Origin of the sequence: Burkholderia sp. IDO3, assembly GCF_003366075.1 — a bacterium.
Classification (GTDB): domain Bacteria; phylum Pseudomonadota; class Gammaproteobacteria; order Burkholderiales; family Burkholderiaceae; genus Burkholderia; species Burkholderia anthina.
On sequence record NZ_CP028963.1, the window covers coordinates 3,321,676 to 3,338,177 of the forward strand.

The window sequence follows — 16,502 nt, forward strand, 5'->3', positions numbered from 1 at the left end:
GTCGGGCTACGATGGCCGTCAGATTGGTCATGTTGCATGGCAGGGCTTACGAATGGCGTTCAGCAAAGTATTGGTGGGATGGATGGCGGCCTGTGCGCTGTCGGCCGCTCAGGCCGGTACGCTGCCGAACGCAAATGCCGACGCATCCGCGGCAAACGGATCGCTCGCCCATGCCGAGCGTTTCGACTACGGCGATTCGGGTCTCCCGCAGGTCGCCGCGAACCTCAACGAACAGATCATCAGCATTCCGGCCGATGCGTCGGGCTCCGTCATGCTCGAGGCCACGCTGTTCAAGCCGAACGGCCCCGGCCCGTTCCCGCTCGTCGTCTTCAACCACGGCAAGAACACCGGCGATCTGCATCTGCAGCCGCGCAGCCGTCCGGTCGCGTTCGCGCGCGAATTCGTGCGCCGCGGCTACGCGGTCATCGCGCCGAACCGCCAGGGCTTCGCCGGTTCGGGCGGCACGTATCAGCAGGAAGGCTGCAACGTCGAGAAGAACGGCCTCGCCCAGGCCGCCGACGTCGCCACGACGATCCGCTACATGTCTCGCCAGTCGTACATCGACCCGTCGCGCATCGTCGTCGCGGGCACGTCGCACGGCGGCCTCGTGTCGGTCGCGTACGGCACCGAGGCGGCGCCCGGCGTGCGCGGCATCATCAATTTCTCCGGCGGGCTGCGCCAGGATCTCTGCGACGGCTGGCAGCGCAATCTGGTCGACGCGTTCGACCAGTACGGCGCGCATACGGCCGTGCGTTCGCTGTGGCTGTACGGCGACAACGATTCGGTGTGGACGCCGGCGCTCGTCGCGCAGATGCACGACGCGTACGTGTCGCACGGCACGCAGGCGCAATTCATCGATTACGGCCGCTACAAGGACGATGCGCACCGGCTGATCGTCGATCGCGACGGCGTGCCCGTGTGGTGGCCGGCCGTGCATGCGTTCCTTGCCGAACTGAACCTGCCGACGTCGGTGCGCTACGCGGTCGCCAACCCGCACGAACCGAATGCGACCGGCTACGCGTCGATCGATGCCGTCGACGCGGTGCCGTTCCTCGACGAAGCCGGCCGCGAAGGCTATCGCCACTTCCTGAGCCAGCATCCGAGCCGCGCGTTCGCGGTGTCGGCAGAAGGCGCCTGGTCGTGGGCCGAAGGCGGCGACGACCCGATGGCGCTCGCGCTCGACAACTGCACGAAACAGGGTGCGGGTGCATGCCGGCTGTATGCGGTCAACGAGCGTGTCGTGTGGAACGCGAACGCGACGCAGACGGCCGACAACGGCGACGGCAATCCGCAGCACGACGCCGATACGCGCGCGCTGGCTTCGCGCTGATACGGATACGGGACGCGCGACGGCCTCCAGGCGCGCGCCTTTTCCGCATCCCCCCTTCTCCGTTTCGCGAACGCCCGTTTTCAACTCGCGACGACGTTCGCGCGCGCCCGGTGTCAGGTGAACCGCCCGCGAGCCTCCTGCGGCGACTTGCACGGGCCAGCCTCAGCGCCTTTCCCGAACGGCTGCGGCGCCTGATTCAGCACGCCGCGCGTCCATCGCAACACGCAACCACCCTGCTTCGCTCCCCCTTTTCCCTTCCCGCCCCGATTTTTCACCGTCGGCCGCCCGCCTGCTCCACGATTTTTTTCTGTCGGGAGGTGTCACTCGAACGTCGTCATCTGCGGTCATTTCGGGACATCTGGCGCGTACCGTTCCGAGCGCCCCCGATCTGCGCCTAACTCCCGCCCGGCAAGGCTTTGCGGCGTTTGTAACCGGTAGTGCAACGGGCGGCGGAACACGCTAATCTCAGCGCGTTTTCGTCCGTCGCCGCGCGGTATCGCGTTCGATACCCGCCGCCGTTTTACCCCCCGGAGTAGCCTTGAGTACGCCAGCCACCGACGACTGGGTCGCGCGCAGCCTGCGCGCGGTCTGGCATCCCTGTACCCAGATGAAGCACCACGAGCGCCTGCCGCTCATTCCCGTCGCGCGCGGCGCGGGCGTATGGCTATACGACCGCGACGGGCGCCGCTACTTCGACGCGATCAGCTCGTGGTGGGTGAACCTGTTCGGCCATGCGAACCCGGACATCAACGCGGCGCTGAAGGACCAGCTCGACACGCTCGAGCACGCGATGCTCGCGGGCTGCACGCACGAGCCGGCGATCGAGCTCGCCGAGCGGCTGCACGCGCTCACCGCGCGCACGCTCGGGCATGCGTTCTTCGCGTCGGACGGCGCGTCGGCCGTCGAGATCGCGCTGAAGATGAGCTTCCACGCGTGGCGCAACCGCGGCCGCGCGGACAAGCGCGAATTCGTGTGCGTCGCGAACAGCTATCACGGCGAGACCATCGGCGCGCTCGGCGTGACCGACGTCGCGCTGTTCAAGGATGCGTACGACCCGCTGATCCGCCATGCGCACGTGGTCGCGTCGCCCGACGCGCGCGGCGCGCTGCCGGGCGAGACGGCCGCCGACGTCGCGGGCCGCGCGCTCGACGACGTGCGGCGCCTGTTCGCCGAACGCGCCGACCGGATCGCCGCGCTGATCGTCGAGCCGCTCGTGCAGTGCGCGGCCGGCATGGCGATGCACGATCCGTCGTACGTGCGCGGGCTGCGCGCGCTGTGCGACGAATTCGGCGTGCACCTGATCGCCGACGAGATCGCGGTCGGCTGCGGCCGCTCCGGCACCTTCTTCGCGTGCGAGCAGGCCGGCGTCTGGCCCGATTTCCTGTGCCTGTCGAAAGGCATCAGCGGCGGTTATCTGCCGCTGTCGCTCGTGCTCACGCGCGACGACGTGTTCGCGGCGTTCTACGACGACGACACCACGCGCGGCTTCCTGCACTCGCATTCGTACACCGGCAACCCGCTCGCGTGCCGCGCGGCGGTCGCAACGCTCAACCTGTTCGCCCGCGACGACGTGCTCGCGGCCAACACGCGCAAATCGGCGGCGCTGCGCGCCGCACTCGCGCCGCTCGACGCGCACCCGCAGGTGCGCCACCTGCGCGAACGCGGCACGCTGTTCGCGTTCGACGTCGCGCTCGACGGCGATGCGGCACGCGGCTTCTCGCGGCGCTTCTTCGAACGGGCGCTCGAACGCGAACTGCTGCTGCGCCCGATCGGCACGACCGTGTACCTGATGCCGCCGTACGTGATGAGCGACGACGACATCGCGTGGCTCGCGCAACGCACGCGCGATACGCTCGACGCGACGCTCGCGGAGGCGGGGCGATGAAACGATCGGCGCCTGAAACGACCACGCCGCTGCTCGACACGCTGCAGCGCGGCCTCGCCGAGCTCGACGCGCAAGGGCTGCGCCGCGTGCGCCGCACCGCCGACACCGCGTGCGACGCGCACATGCGCGTCGACGGCCGCGACATCGTCGGCTTCGCGAGCAACGACTACCTTGGCCTCGCCGCGCATCCGGCGCTCGTCGCCGCGTTCGCCGAAGGCGCGCAGCGCTACGGCTCCGGCAGCGGCGGCTCGCATCTGCTCGGCGGCCATTCGCGCGCGCACGCGACGCTCGAGGACGAGCTCGCCGGCTTCGCGGGCGGCTTCTCCGATGCGCCGCGCGCGCTGTACTTCAGCACCGGCTACATGGCGAACCTCGCCGCGATGACCGCGCTGACGGCCAAGCACGCGACGATCTTCTCCGACGCGCTGAACCACGCGTCGCTGATCGACGGGATCCGGCTGTCGCGTGCGAACGTGCAGGTCTACCCGCATGCGGACACGGCCGCGCTCGCCGCGCTGCTCGAAGCGTCCGATGCGGAAACGAAACTGATCGTCAGCGATACCGTGTTCAGCATGGACGGCGACATCGCGCCGCTCGCCGAACTCGTCGCGCTGGCGGAGCGCCACGGCGCATGGCTCGTCGTCGACGACGCGCACGGCTTCGGCGTGCTCGGCCCGCAGGGGCGCGGCGCGCTCGCAGCCGCCGCGCTGCGCTCGCCGAACCTCGTGTACGTCGGCACGCTCGGCAAAGCCGCCGGCGTCGCGGGCGCGTTCGTCATCGCGCACGAAACCGTGATCGAATGGATGATCCAGCGCGCGCGCAGCTATATCTTCACGACGGCCGCGCCGCCGGCCGTCGCGCATGCGGTATCGGCGAGCCTGAAGGTGATCGGCGGCGACGAAGGCGACGCACGGCGCACGCATCTGGCCGCGCTGATCGAGCGCACGCGCGCGCTGCTGCGCACGACGCGCTGGCAGCCGGTCGATTCGCACACCGCCGTGCAGCCGCTCGTGATCGGCAGCAACGACGCGACGCTCGCCGCGATGCGCTCGCTCGACGCGCACGGCCTGTGGGTGCCCGCGATCCGGCCGCCGACGGTGCCGGCCGGCACGTCGCGGCTGCGCATCTCGCTGTCGGCCGCGCATTCGTTCGACGATCTCGCGCGGCTCGCAACCGCGCTCACCGAAGCCAGCGGGCAGGCAGCATGAACGCCCCCCTGTCCCTGTTCGTCACCGGCACCGACACCGAGATCGGCAAGACCTTCGTATCGGCCGCGATGCTGCACGGCTTCGCGCGCCACGGGCTGCGCGCGGCCGCGCTGAAGCCCGTCGCGGCCGGCGCGTATGAACGCGACGGCGTGTGGCGCAACGAGGACGCGGACCAGCTCGATGCGGCCGCGAACGTCGTGCTGCCGCCCGAGCTGCGCACGCCGTTCCTGCTGAAGGCGCCCGCGGCCCCGCACATCGTCGCCGCGCAGGAAGGCGTGACGCTCGACATCGACACGATCGTCGCGAGCCACCGCGAAGCGCTGACGCGCGCGGACGTCGTCGTCGTCGAAGGCGTCGGCGGCTTCCGCGTGCCGCTCAACGATACGCAGGACACGGCCGATCTCGCGGTCGCGCTCGGCCTGCCCGTCGTGCTCGTCGTCGGCGTGCGGCTCGGCTGCATCAGCCACGCGCTGCTGACCGCCGACGCGATTCGCCAGCGCGGCCTCACGCTCGCGGGCTGGGTCGCGAACCACGTCGATCCGGCCATGTCGTACGCCGACGAGAACGTCGCGACGATCCGCGACTGGCTCGCGCGCGAGCACCGCGCGCCGCTGCTGGGCCGCATCGCGCACATGCGCCCGGCCGCCCCCGAATCCGCCGCGGCGATGCTCGACATCGCCGCGCTCGTCGATACGCTGCGCACCGCGCGGCATTGACGCCCCCCATCCCCGAATCCACGACAGGAAAACCACCATGACTCAAGCCCAGACCGCCGCCGTGCAACCCGACGCGATCCCCGTGGCCGCACCGGCGCCACAGCGCTGGCGCGTCGCCGACGTCGTCGCGCTGTTCGCGCTGCCGTTCAACGACCTGATGTTCCGCGCGCAGCAGGTGCACCGCGAGCACTTCGACGCGAACGCGGTGCAGCTGTCGACGCTGCTGTCGATCAAGACGGGCGGCTGCGAGGAAGACTGCGGCTACTGCTCGCAGTCGTCGCATCACGACACGGGCCTGAAGGCCGAGAAGCTGATGGACGTCGATACGGTGCTCGACGCCGCGCGTGCGGCCAAGGCGAACGGCGCGAGCCGCTTCTGCATGGGTGCGGCATGGCGTAACCCGAAGGAGCGTCACATGCCGGCGCTGACCGAGATGGTGCGCGGCGTGAAGGAGCTCGGGCTCGAGACCTGCATGACGCTCGGCATGCTCGAGGACGAGCAGGCGCAGCAGCTCGCGAACGCCGGCCTCGACTACTACAACCACAACCTCGACACGTCGCCGGAGTTCTACGGCCAGGTGATCTCGACGCGTACGTACCAGGATCGCCTCGACACGCTCGACCGCGTGCGTGACGCGGGCATCAACGTGTGCTGCGGCGGCATCATCGGCATGGGCGAATCGCGTCGCGAACGCGCGGGCCTGATCTCGCAGCTCGCAAACCTGAACCCGTACCCGGAATCGGTGCCGATCAACAACCTCGTCGCGATCGAAGGCACGCCGCTCGAAGGCACCGCGCCGCTCGACCCGTTCGAGTTCGTGCGCACGATCGCGGTTGCGCGCATCACGATGCCGAAGGCCGTCGTGCGCCTGTCGGCCGGCCGCGAGCAGCTCGACGACGCGATGCAGGCGATGTGCTTCCTCGCGGGCGCGAACTCGATGTTCTACGGCGACCAGCTGCTGACCACGAGCAACCCGCAGACGCAGCGCGACCGCGCGCTGTTCGAACGCCTCGGCATCCGCGCGAGCCAGGCGGACGCGCTGGCGGAGAACGCGTAAGCGCTTGTATTGCGTATTGTGTTTGGCGTGCAGACGAAAAAGCCGGGGCATGCCCCGGCTTTTTTTCGTCCGGCCGTCTGGACCGGGTTGCGCTGCGCGTCACACGTGCGCCGCCGCGCCGTCGAGTGCCGCCCGCACGCGCCCGACCAGCTGTTCGTCCACGGGCGCCAGCACCTCGCCGCGCGGCCGCACGCCCGAGCCGAAATGCACCGCGCGTACGCCGGTGGCCAGCACGAAATCGCCGACCGCGTCGACCGTGAGCCCCGAGCCGGCCAGTACCGTGCACGTCGAGCCGGCGGCCTGCCGTACCAGGCGCGTGATCGTCGCGGCCGCGTCGAGCACCGACGGATGGCCGCCGGAGGTCAGCACCGACGTGACGGCCGGCACGCGCAGCAGCGCGTCGAACGCGGCATTCAGATCTCGCGACACGTCGAACGCGCGATGGAACGTCAGGTCGCGCCCGTTCGCGGCGGCCGCGATGCGCGCAAGCGCGTCGAGATCGACGTCGCCGCGCGCATCGAGCGCACCGAACACGACACCGTTCGCGCCGGCCGCAACGGCCGCGCGCACGTCGCGCTCGATCACGCGCAGATCGTCGGCGTCGTAGACGAACGAGCGGCTGTGCGGGCGCACGATCACGTTGACGGGAATCGGCACGGCGGCCACGACGGCCTCGATCAGGCCGATGCTCGGCGTGAGCCCGCCTTCGCTGATCGCGGTGACGAGCTCGAGCCGGTCGGCGCCCGCGCGGGCGGCGGCCTTCGCATCGCCGACGGTCGTGGCGATCACTTCGAGGAGCACGGAGGAAGCGGCGGTTCGGTTCATGGTCGGCTCGCGAATCGTCAGGACAATTCGCGCATCCTAGCCGAGCGGCGTGAACGGCGCCAGCACGACGCCCGCGCTATGCGCCGTCGGCCTCCTCGTCGCCCCAGTCGATATCGCCGCACAGCACGTGCTGCGCATCGCCGATGCGCAAGGCCGCCGACAGCGTCACGCACGGCTGCGCCTCGTTGATCGACAGGTACGGGCGCGTCACCTGCACGCGCCCCGGCTCGGCGATCGCCGTGCGGAAATACGGCCGGCGCAGCCAGTTCGCACCCTGCGCATCCGCAAGCGGCGAGAAGCGCGCCTCGGCAAGCGCACGATCCGCGCGCAGCACGACGTTGCGGCCCGACTGGCGGCCCCGCGCGTCGAGCAGGAAGCAGCGGGCGGCATCGTCGAGCGCGAGGAAGTTCCAGCACACTTCGTCGAGCGGCTCGCCGGCCGCCAGCCGCTCGGCCGCGCGCTCGAATGCGCGCAGGTACGGTGCGAGCCGCTGCGCGTCGCGCCGCTCGCGCGCTTCGGTCTGCAGACGGAAGCGCTCGGTCAGCTCGCCGATGCAGCCGGTCGCTGCCGCGCTGTCGGGCAGCCCGGGCGCCGGGCGGCCGAAATAGTAGCCCTGCACGAAATCGGCCTCGCACGACAGCGCGATCTGCGCGTCGTGCTCGGTCTCGATCCCTTCGACGAGCACGAGCTTGCCGGCCTCGTGCAGCAGCGTGACGAGCCCGTGCAGGATCGCGGTGAGCCCGGTGCGGTGCGCCGCGTGGGACAGCATGATCCGGTCGAGCTTCACGATGTCCGGATTCAGTTGCCAGATCCGCTCGAGGTTCGAGTGACCGGCGCCGAAATCGTCGAGCGCGATCAGGAAGCCCTGCGCGCGGAATTCGCGCACGGCGTCGGCAAGCCGCTCGACGTCGTCCGCGCGCTGTTCGAGCACTTCGAGCACCACGCGGCGCGGCGGCATGCCGAGGCGCTTCAGGTTCGCGAGCAGCGCGGCGGCCTGGAACGGATCGGTCAGCACCTCCGGATGCACGTTGAGGAACAGCCACTCGCGCTCGGCGCCGAGCAGCCCGAAGTTCTCGAGATGCAGCGCCTGCGCGAGCCGGTCGAGCTGCAGCAGCTCGCCCCGGCGCGCGGCCTCGCCGAACACGTCGAGCGGCGACACCGCGCGGTCGAGCCCGTCATGGGCGCGCAACAGCGCCTCGTAGCCCACCGCGCGCTGGTGCGACAGGCTGAAGATCGGCTGGAACACGGTCGTGAGCGTCAGGTCGCGATACTGCGTCGCCAGACGCTCGAAGCCGGAGCTCATCTCCCGCTCGAAACGGTACGGCGACGCGGCGGCCGGACGCTCCTGTTGCTCGATCGTCATACCTTCCTCCTCGTGATGCAGTCGAATGCGGCAAGCGTTCGAAACGGCGCGCGCAATGTCATGGTGTAACCCTCGGTTGCCCGGCCCGTGCCGGACGGCAGACAAGCATCAAGCAAGCTCCGTGCAAGCCGTGAACGCGTGCGCCGCGCTCGCGCGCAGCCCCGTCGCACCATCGTGGCGTACGCGCGATGCACCATTTCCGTGCGTACGCACCGGCGCACTCGAGCGCATCCGTCACGCTGTCACGCTACACTCCGTACGATCGTTTCATTCTCCACACTTGCCGTATCGATGGAAATCGTCTTCACCGTCCTGATTTTGTTGCTCACCGTCGCGCTGTCCGGTGCAATCACGCGCCTGCTGCCGTTGCGGCTGCCGCTGCCGCTGATGCAGATCGCGTTCGGCGCGATGCTCGCGTGGCCGAAGCTCAACCTGCACGTCACGTTCGACCCCGAAATCTTCATGCTGCTGTTCATCCCGCCGCTGCTGTTCGCGGACGGCTGGCGGATTCCGAAGCGCGAGCTGTACCTGCAGCGCCGCGCGATCCTGATGCTCGCGTTCGGGCTCGTGTTCATGACGGTACTCGCAGTGGGGTACTTCGCGCACTGGCTGATACCCGAGTTGCCGCTGCCGATCGCGTTCGCGCTCGCGGCCGTGCTGTCGCCGACCGATGCGGTCGCGCTGTCGGGCATCGCCGGCAAGGGCCGCATCCCGCCGCAGCTGATGCACATCCTCGAAGGCGAGGCGCTGATGAACGACGCGTCCGGCCTCGTCGCGCTGAAGTTCGCGATCGCGGCCGCGCTCACCGGCATGTTCTCGCTGCGCGAAGCGTCGGTCACGTTCGTGATCGTCGCGGCCGGCGGGCTCGCGACGGGGGCGGTCGTGTCGTGGGTGTTCAGCGCGCTGTCGACGCGCTTCCTGAACGCCGAGCAGGAAGGCGATCCGGCCCCGGGCATCGTGATGACGCTGCTCGTGCCGTTCGCCGCCTATCTGTTCGCCGAGCACCTCGACCTGTCGGGCGTGCTCGCGGCCGTGTCGGCCGGGATGATGATGAACTACACGAGCTTCTCGCGTAAAAGCACGGTCGCGTCGCGCGTGCGTGCCGAAAGTACGTGGGCGATGATCGAGTTCGTGTTCAACGGCATGGTGTTCATCATGCTGGGGCTGCAGTTGCCGCACATCATCGGCCGCGCGCTGGTCGATGCGCACCACACGAGCGACGCGCTCGTCGGCCGGATGATCTTCAACGTGTGCGCGATGATGCTCGCGCTGTATGCGATCCGCTTCACGTGGGTGTGGCTGCTGCGCTGGATCGCGAGCCGCCGCGCGGCACGCCAGGGCCTCGCCGGCACGATGGCCGGCATCCGCACGATCGCGGTGATGACGGTCGGCGGCGTGCGCGGCGCGGTCACGCTCGCGGGCGTGCTGTCGATACCCGTCGCGCTGTCCGACGGCGCGCCGCTGCCCGGGCGCGACACCGCGATCTTCGTCGCGTCGGCCGTGATCCTCGGTTCGCTGATCGTCGCGGTGATCGGCCTGCCGCTGCTGCTGCGCGGCGTGCGCTCGACGCGCAACCCGCTCGCCGACGAAGAACGCACCGCCCGCGCGGCGTCCGCGCAGGCCGCGATCCGCGCGATCGATGCGTCGCACGACGCGATCTCGGCCGATCTCGACGAATCGGGTGCCGCCCGCTGCGCCGACATCTCCGCACGCGTGATGGACCAGTACCGCCGCCGCCTCGCCGCACTCGCCGAGGACGGCCCCACGCCGCGCGCGGAAGCGAAGCAGGCCGAAACGATGGAACTCCAGATGCGGATCGCGGCCGTGCGCGCGGAACGTTCGGTGCTGTACCGGCTGCGCAGCGAAAGCAAGATTTCGGACGAGACGCTGACGAAGCTGATCCGCGAGATCGACCTGTCGGAGACGGCGCTGTCGACGCGCAAGAAAGGCATCGTCTGAGCACGGCGCACGCGGGGCCGCTGCCCGGCCGGCCGTAAAAAAACGGCGACGCGCGAGCGTCGCCGTTTTCACATCCGCCGCGCGTTCGCGTTACTTCGCGACGACGACCGGAATCCCCTTCAGCATCCCCGCGCCCTTCATCTCGTCGACGGCGTGCTGCACGGCCGCGCTGGTCGCCGCGTCGATGCCGAGCTGCAGCGCGAGTTCGCGCTCCGCACGCTTCACGCCGGCGAGATTGCGCACCTTCACGTGACCGAAGCCGCGCACGCGGGCGTGCAGGTCGGCCAGTTGCGCGACCTGCGACGCATTGCCGGCATTCGTCACGGCGAGCGCGCGCGCGAGCGTCGTCTCGTAGTCGTCCGCGAGCGCACGCTCCATCCTGCGCTCGACCGTGCGGCCGAACGGATCGAGCCACGTGCCGCGCAGGCTGCGCACGCGCGCGAGCGTGCCGAGCACCGGCCACATCCACTGGCCGAACACGCGTTTCTTCGGCACGCTGCCGTCGCTGCCCGCCTTCGCGACGGTCGGCGGTGCGAGGTTGAACTTCACGCGATAGTCCTGCCCCGGCACGCCTTCGAACTGCGCTTCGAGCGCCATGCGGAACGCGTCGTCCGTGTACAGCCGCGCGACTTCATATTCGTCCTTCACCGCGAGCAGCCGGTAGAACGTCGTCGCGACCGCACGCGTCAGCGCATCGTCGCCTTTCACGCGCGCCGCGTTCACGAGCGCACGGTAGCGTTCGACGTAACGCGCGCCGCCGTAGGCATCGAGCCGCGCCTCGCGATCGGCGATCAGCTCGGCAAGCGTCTGCGGTGCGGCCTGCGCGGCCACCGCGTGACGCGCATTCCACAAGGCGTCGAGGCCTGCCGCGTCGCCGGCCGCCATCCGGCCGATCGAGAACGCGAGCTTGTTCATCGGCACCGCGACGTTGTTCAGCTCGATCGCGCGCATCATCGCGGCGAGCGACACCGGCACGAGGCCGAGCTGCCATGCGTAGCCGAGCATCAGGATGTTCGCGCCGATCGGGTCGCCGAGGAATTTCGCGGCGAGCGCCTGCGCATCGCAGCTCGACAGGTAGCCGTCGCCGGCCGCGTGATGCATCTTTTCGAGCAGGGCGTCCGCATGCAGGTTCGCGTCGGGGTTCTGCACGAACGATGCGTTCGGAATCCGGTGCGTATTGACGACGATCCGCGAACGCTGGTGGCGCACCGTCTGCAGCGCCTCGGCGCTCGCGCCGACGACCATGTCGCACGCGAGCAGCACGTCGGCCTGCTGCGTGTCGATTCGCACCTGGTTCAGCCACCGGTCGCTCGACGCGATCCGCACGAACGACAGCACCGAGCCGCCCTTCTGCGCGAAGCCCATGAAGTCGAGCACCGACGCGCTCTTGCCTTCGAGGTGCGCGGCCATGCTGATCAGCGCGCCGACCGTCACGACCCCCGTGCCGCCCACGCCCGTCACGAGCATGTCGTACGGCGCCGCGTCGAGATGCGTCGCAGGCACCGGCAGCGCGTCGACGCGCACGGCGAGCGCCGCCTCGTCGAATGCCGCGCCCGCGGCCTTCTTCAGCGCCGCGCCTTCGACCGTCACGAAGCTCGGGCAGAAGCCGTTCACGCACGAGTAGTCCTTGTTGCACGACGACTGGTCGATGCGGCGCTTGCGGCCGAGCGGCGTCTCGAGCGGCTCGACCGACAGGCAGTTCGACTGCACGCCGCAGTCGCCGCAGCCTTCGCACACGGCGTCGTTGATGAACAGGCGCTTGTCCGGGTCGGGGAATTCGCCTTTCTTGCGGCGGCGCCGCTTCTCGGCCGCACAAGTCTGGTCGTAGATCAGCACGGTGACGCCCGGCGTTTCGCGCAGCGCGCGCTGCACCGTGTCGAGCTCGCCGCGGTAATGGAACGTCGTGCCGGCGGGGAACAGCCCGTGATGGCCGTCGTACTTCTGCGGTTCGTCGGACACCACGACGAAGCGCGACACGCCTTCCGCCTCGACCTGCCGCGCGATCTGCGGCACCGAGATGCTGCCGTCGACCGGCTGGCCGCCCGTCATCGCGACCGCGTCGTTGTAGAGGATCTTGTACGTGATGTTCGCTTTCGCGGCGACCGCCTGGCGGATCGCGAGAATGCCCGAGTGGAAGTAGGTGCCGTCGCCGAGGTTCTGGAACACGTGCTTCGTGTGGGTGAACATCGCGTGCGCGGCCCAGTCGACGCCCTCGCCGCCCATCTGGATCAGGCCGGTCGTGTCGCGCTCCATCCACGACGCCATGAAGTGGCAGCCGATGCCGGCCTGCGCGATCGAGCCTTCCGGCACCTTCGTCGACGTGTTGTGCGGGCAGCCCGAGCAGAAGTACGGCGTGCGCTTCACCGCGTCGGCTTCGTTCGACAGGATCTGCGGCGCGACGAGATCGACCACGCGCTCGCGGCGATCGAGCGCCGGCTTGTGGCGCGCGAGCCAGTCGGCGAACACCGGCAGGATCCGCGACGGGCGCAGTTCGCCGAGTTCGGACAGCAGGCACGCGCCGGCCGCGTCGTGCTTGCCGAGCACGCGCGGGCGCGCGCCGTCCGCACGGTTGTACAGGTAGTCCTTGATCTGCTGCTCGATGACGGGGCCCTTCTCCTCGATCACCAGCACCTCGGCGAGCCCGTCGACGAAGGTCTCGATGCGCGTCATCTCGAGCGGATACGACAGGCCGACCTTGTAGATCCGCACGCCGGCCGCGTCGAGATCGGCGACCGTCAGATCCAGGCGGCGCAGCGCCTCCATCAGGTCGAGGTGCGCCTTGCCGCAGGTGACGATGCCGACGTTCGCCTGCGCGCCCGGCGCGATCCACTTGTCGATGCTGTGGGTGCGCGCGAAATGGCGCACCGCGTCGAGCTTCGCGGCGAGGCGCGCCTCGATCGTGAGGCTCGGCAGGTCCGGCCAGCGGTTGTGCAGGCCGCCCGGCGGCGGCGTGAAGCCCGCGGGTGCCGGCCAGTGCGTCTGCAGCGCGTCGAGATCGACGGTCGAGCCCGACTCGACGGTCTCCGAGATCGCCTTGAAGCCGACCCATGCGCCCGAGTAGCGCGACAGCGCCCAGCCGTACAGGCCGAATTCGAGCATGTCGGCGATGTTCGCCGGGTTCACGACCGGCATGTGCCACGCCATCATCGCGAAGTCGCTCTGGTGCGGCATCGACGACGACACGCAGCCGTGGTCGTCGCCCGCCACCACCAGCACGCCGCCGTGCGGCGACGAACCGTATGCGTTGCCGTGCTTGAGCGCATCGCCCGCGCGGTCGACGCCGGGGCCCTTGCCGTACCACATCGCATATACGCCATCGACGGTGCGCTCCGGATCGGCCTCGACACGCTGCGTGCCGAGTACGGCGGTGCCGCCGAGTTCCTCGTTGATCGCGGGCAGGAAGCGCACGCCGCTGCCGTCGAGCAGTTTCTTCGCCTTCCACAGCTGCTGGTCGACCATCCCGAGCGGCGAGCCGCGATAGCCGCTGACGAAGCCGGCCGTGTTCAGCCCTTGTGCGGTGTCGGACGCGCGCTGCATCAGCAGCAGGCGAACCAGCGCCTGCGTGCCGGTCAGGAAGATCCGGCCGCGCGTGGCGGTCAGGTTGTCGGTCAGACGGTAGTCGGATAGTGCGGGCGTGCCGTCGACGGGCAGGCGAGCGGTCATGGGGATGTCTCCGGATTGTGCTGTTCTGGGCTGCGCGGGGGCGTCGGGCGACGCCGGCCGGAGGCAGCTGGATGGCTCTATTTTTTCGCGGAGAGGCGAGAAAGTTTTTTCTCATCTTGCTCGGGTGTGGAGATAGCGAGAAAAACTGCGCAGGTTTCAGGCCGGATTTGAGAAAGTTTTCGCGCGGGGTATTGGCGGGCGGTTGATGACGTGCCGGGGCGCGCGGATGAATGGCCTTGAAACGGCGAGGATGCGCAGCGGGCGGGCGGCGCGCCGGGCGACTGGGTGGCCGGCGCTGGCGCCCCGTGCGGCAAGGGTTTGAGCGACGGACGGCAAGCGCGCTCACCGATGAAATGCACAGCGTTCCGACTGGCCGGAGATGCGGGATGTCCACATCCGCGGACTACCCGGGCAATCGGATGCGCACCCTCACCTTTCGGTTGCACAGGGTTTCGACTGGCGTCGGGCCGGGATTTCCACACCGCAATCGGTACCCGCGCTCGCTCGGGGGCCGAGGCTCACCACTGAAATTCACAGCGCGACGACTGAATGCCGGCGAGAGATATCCACACGGATTCATCCCCGTTTCGTCGATACGACGGTCGTTCTCGCCGTTCGGACTCGTACCGGCAGTGCTCCTTGTCCACCATGCGTATGCCGCCCGGACTCGACATCGCCTACCCGCTAACGTCGGGAATTTAGTGATGAGTTATCGGCACGCGCTTGCAGGATGGCATCGATCCGGTTGTGGATAGCTCGATCCCGAGCCACTCAAAACACTGTGAATTTCGATGGTGAGCGTCGGCGCACAATCTCGGGAGAATGCCGATCGAGTTGTGGATAGCCCGATCCACGACAACGCCAAATGCTGTGCATTTGAATGGTGAGCGTTGGCATTGGGTCGCACGCGCGCGCCAGTCAAGGGGGACGAATCGACCGACCCGCGGCAACTCGAAATGCTGTGCATCCCAATGGTGAGCATCAAGCATTCGATCGGACAAGGGCGCCGATTCGAGCGTGGCAGGCCCGAGCGACGAGCAACCCGGCACGTCGCGAATCTTGCCGTCAGCCGCGCCGGGACTGGCTCCCGGCCGAACGCGCGCTCACACTCACCCATGAAATGCACAGCGTGCCGAGTTGCCTGGGAAGCCGGGGATCCCCATCGGAACGGAACACGCATGCGCGAGTGCGGTTAGAATGCGCGGCGCTTCGGGTGGTGCCAACGGACAGGAAGCGGACGCGTGGTTCGATCAGGCACTTGTGCTCACCGCTGAAATACACAGCGCGTCGAGTCGCTTCCGGGACCGGATATCCGCACCGCGACCTCCACCCGAACCTATCGCGAATCCGCACGAGCCGTTAGAATGCGCGGCGCTCCGGATTCTCGCGGAGGGCGCGGAAATCCGCGCCGGACAAGCCCTGCGGGCCATCGGGCTTCGACACTCACCATTCGGAAGCACAGCATTTTTCGTCGTTGTGCACCCCGGTTGTCCACACCCCTTGCCTCGTATCCGGCTGCATTCGGTCACCCTCACCTGTCGAACGCACAGCGTGTCGAGTGGTTTCGATGCCGGGTTATCCACAACGGAAATTGCGTGAAGATTCGCCGCCGGTGAACCGGCCAAGTCGATTTCCGCGTCTGCCCGCGATACTCACCCAATGCCGGAAAGCCACGCCGATTCGGCCTCCGGTCGAGTGCTCACCGTTCGGCTGCACAGCATTTCGAGTGGGCGGAAAGGCCGGTTGTCCACATCCGTCCTGCAACGGCGATCGTTCGCGCCGGCCGCCGCGAACGATCTCACTCCGCAATCGACCGGATGATCTGCGCCGGGTTTCCGCCGACGAGCGTATCCGGCGGAACGTCGCGGGTCACGACAGAGCCTGCGGCGACCACCGAATTCTCGCCGACCGTCACGCCGCCGATGATCGTCGCGCCCGCGCCGACCCACACGTTTCTTCCGATCACGATCGGCCGGGCCACGACGCAGTCGCGCCGGCGCGAAGGTTCGACCGGATGTCCGGACGTAATGAGACTGACGTTCGGCCCGATCATCACGTCGTCGCCGATGTCGAGGCCGCCGAGATCGTAGAACGTGCAGTTCTGGTTGATGAAGACGTTGCGGCCGATCCGGGTATCGGCGCCGCCTGTCGCGTAGAACGGCGGGATCAAGAGAAACCCGTCGTCCATTGGCTTGCCGATCAGTTTACCGAACAATCGACGGACTTCGTCCGCATCGTCGAAGGTCAGGCGGTTGAGCCGCGCGGTGATGGTCATCGTCCGCTTGAGGTCGGCACGCATCGCCGCCGACTCCGGCGTTCTTCGGGGAATGATTCGCGTGCGATCGTCGTTCGCCATTCCTGGCCCTTCTCCGTATGCAATCGATCCGTATTCTGCGTATGATCGCGGCGCCTGATTCACCCGGCGCGAGCGCGTCGCTTCGAGTTCGCCTTCAATGATCGTGCAGCCGGGTATGCGGCGGTCCGGCCGCCTCGTTT

10 protein-coding genes are annotated in these 16,502 nt (G+C 68.8%); 6 read left to right on the top strand and 4 right to left on the bottom strand.

The features are described from left to right. Window positions 1–52 precede the first annotated feature (52 nt). From DCN14_RS30290 to bioB, 5 genes are all read left to right on the top strand, one after another. Window positions 53–1,330, top strand: coding sequence for a CocE/NonD family hydrolase (locus DCN14_RS30290; RefSeq protein ID WP_096508248.1), 1,278 nt, complete (start codon window positions 53–55; stop codon window positions 1,328–1,330). 538 nt (window positions 1,331–1,868) lie between these two features. Continuing rightward, window positions 1,869–3,215, top strand: a complete 1,347-nt coding sequence (gene bioA, locus DCN14_RS30295; protein WP_096508249.1) for an adenosylmethionine--8-amino-7-oxononanoate transaminase — start codon at window positions 1,869–1,871, stop codon at window positions 3,213–3,215. Further along, a complete protein-coding gene (gene bioF / locus DCN14_RS30300) occupies window positions 3,212–4,423 on the top strand; it encodes an 8-amino-7-oxononanoate synthase (RefSeq protein WP_096508250.1) in 1,212 nt (403 codons plus the stop codon). The genes bioA and bioF overlap by 4 nt, the downstream gene beginning before the upstream one ends. After that, complete coding sequence (gene bioD, locus DCN14_RS30305; RefSeq protein WP_096508251.1) at window positions 4,420–5,139, top strand: dethiobiotin synthase; 720 nt, start codon at window positions 4,420–4,422, stop codon at window positions 5,137–5,139. Before bioF ends, bioD begins: the two co-directional genes overlap by 4 nt. Window positions 5,140–5,176: 37 nt before the next feature. After that, complete coding sequence (gene bioB, locus DCN14_RS30310) at window positions 5,177–6,196, top strand: biotin synthase BioB (RefSeq protein ID WP_096508252.1); 1,020 nt, start codon at window positions 5,177–5,179, stop codon at window positions 6,194–6,196. Between the two features lie 99 nt (window positions 6,197–6,295). Here the strand turns inward: bioB and DCN14_RS30315 are convergent, their stop codons facing one another. Both DCN14_RS30315 and DCN14_RS30320 read right to left on the bottom strand, forming a co-directional pair. Next, window positions 6,296–7,021 (bottom strand): copper homeostasis protein CutC, encoded by a 726-nt coding sequence (locus DCN14_RS30315; RefSeq protein ID WP_096508253.1) that lies wholly within the window; start codon window positions 7,019–7,021, stop codon window positions 6,296–6,298. A gap of 76 nt (window positions 7,022–7,097) precedes the next feature. Then, window positions 7,098–8,384: an EAL domain-containing protein gene (locus tag DCN14_RS30320; RefSeq protein ID WP_096508254.1), complete on the bottom strand. Its 1,287-nt coding sequence runs from the start codon at window positions 8,382–8,384 to the stop codon at window positions 7,098–7,100. A gap of 291 nt (window positions 8,385–8,675) precedes the next feature. Here DCN14_RS30320 and DCN14_RS30325 point away from each other — a divergent pair, with 291 nt between their 5' ends. Then, window positions 8,676–10,343, top strand: a complete 1,668-nt coding sequence (locus DCN14_RS30325) for a Na+/H+ antiporter (RefSeq protein WP_096508255.1) — start codon at window positions 8,676–8,678, stop codon at window positions 10,341–10,343. 90 nt (window positions 10,344–10,433) lie between these two features. Here DCN14_RS30325 and DCN14_RS30330 read toward each other — a convergent pair whose 3' ends face one another. Together DCN14_RS30330 and DCN14_RS30335 are read right to left on the bottom strand one after the other, a co-directional pair. Continuing rightward, a complete protein-coding gene (locus DCN14_RS30330; protein ID WP_096508256.1) occupies window positions 10,434–14,006 on the bottom strand; it encodes an indolepyruvate ferredoxin oxidoreductase family protein in 3,573 nt (1,190 codons plus the stop codon). Window positions 14,007–15,804: 1,798 nt separating this feature from the next. Beyond that, window positions 15,805–16,362 carry a sugar O-acetyltransferase gene (locus tag DCN14_RS30335; RefSeq protein ID WP_096508257.1) on the bottom strand — a complete coding sequence of 186 codons (558 nt, stop codon included), beginning with the start codon at window positions 16,360–16,362 and terminating at the stop codon, window positions 15,805–15,807. Between the last annotated feature and the right edge of the window lie 140 nt (window positions 16,363–16,502).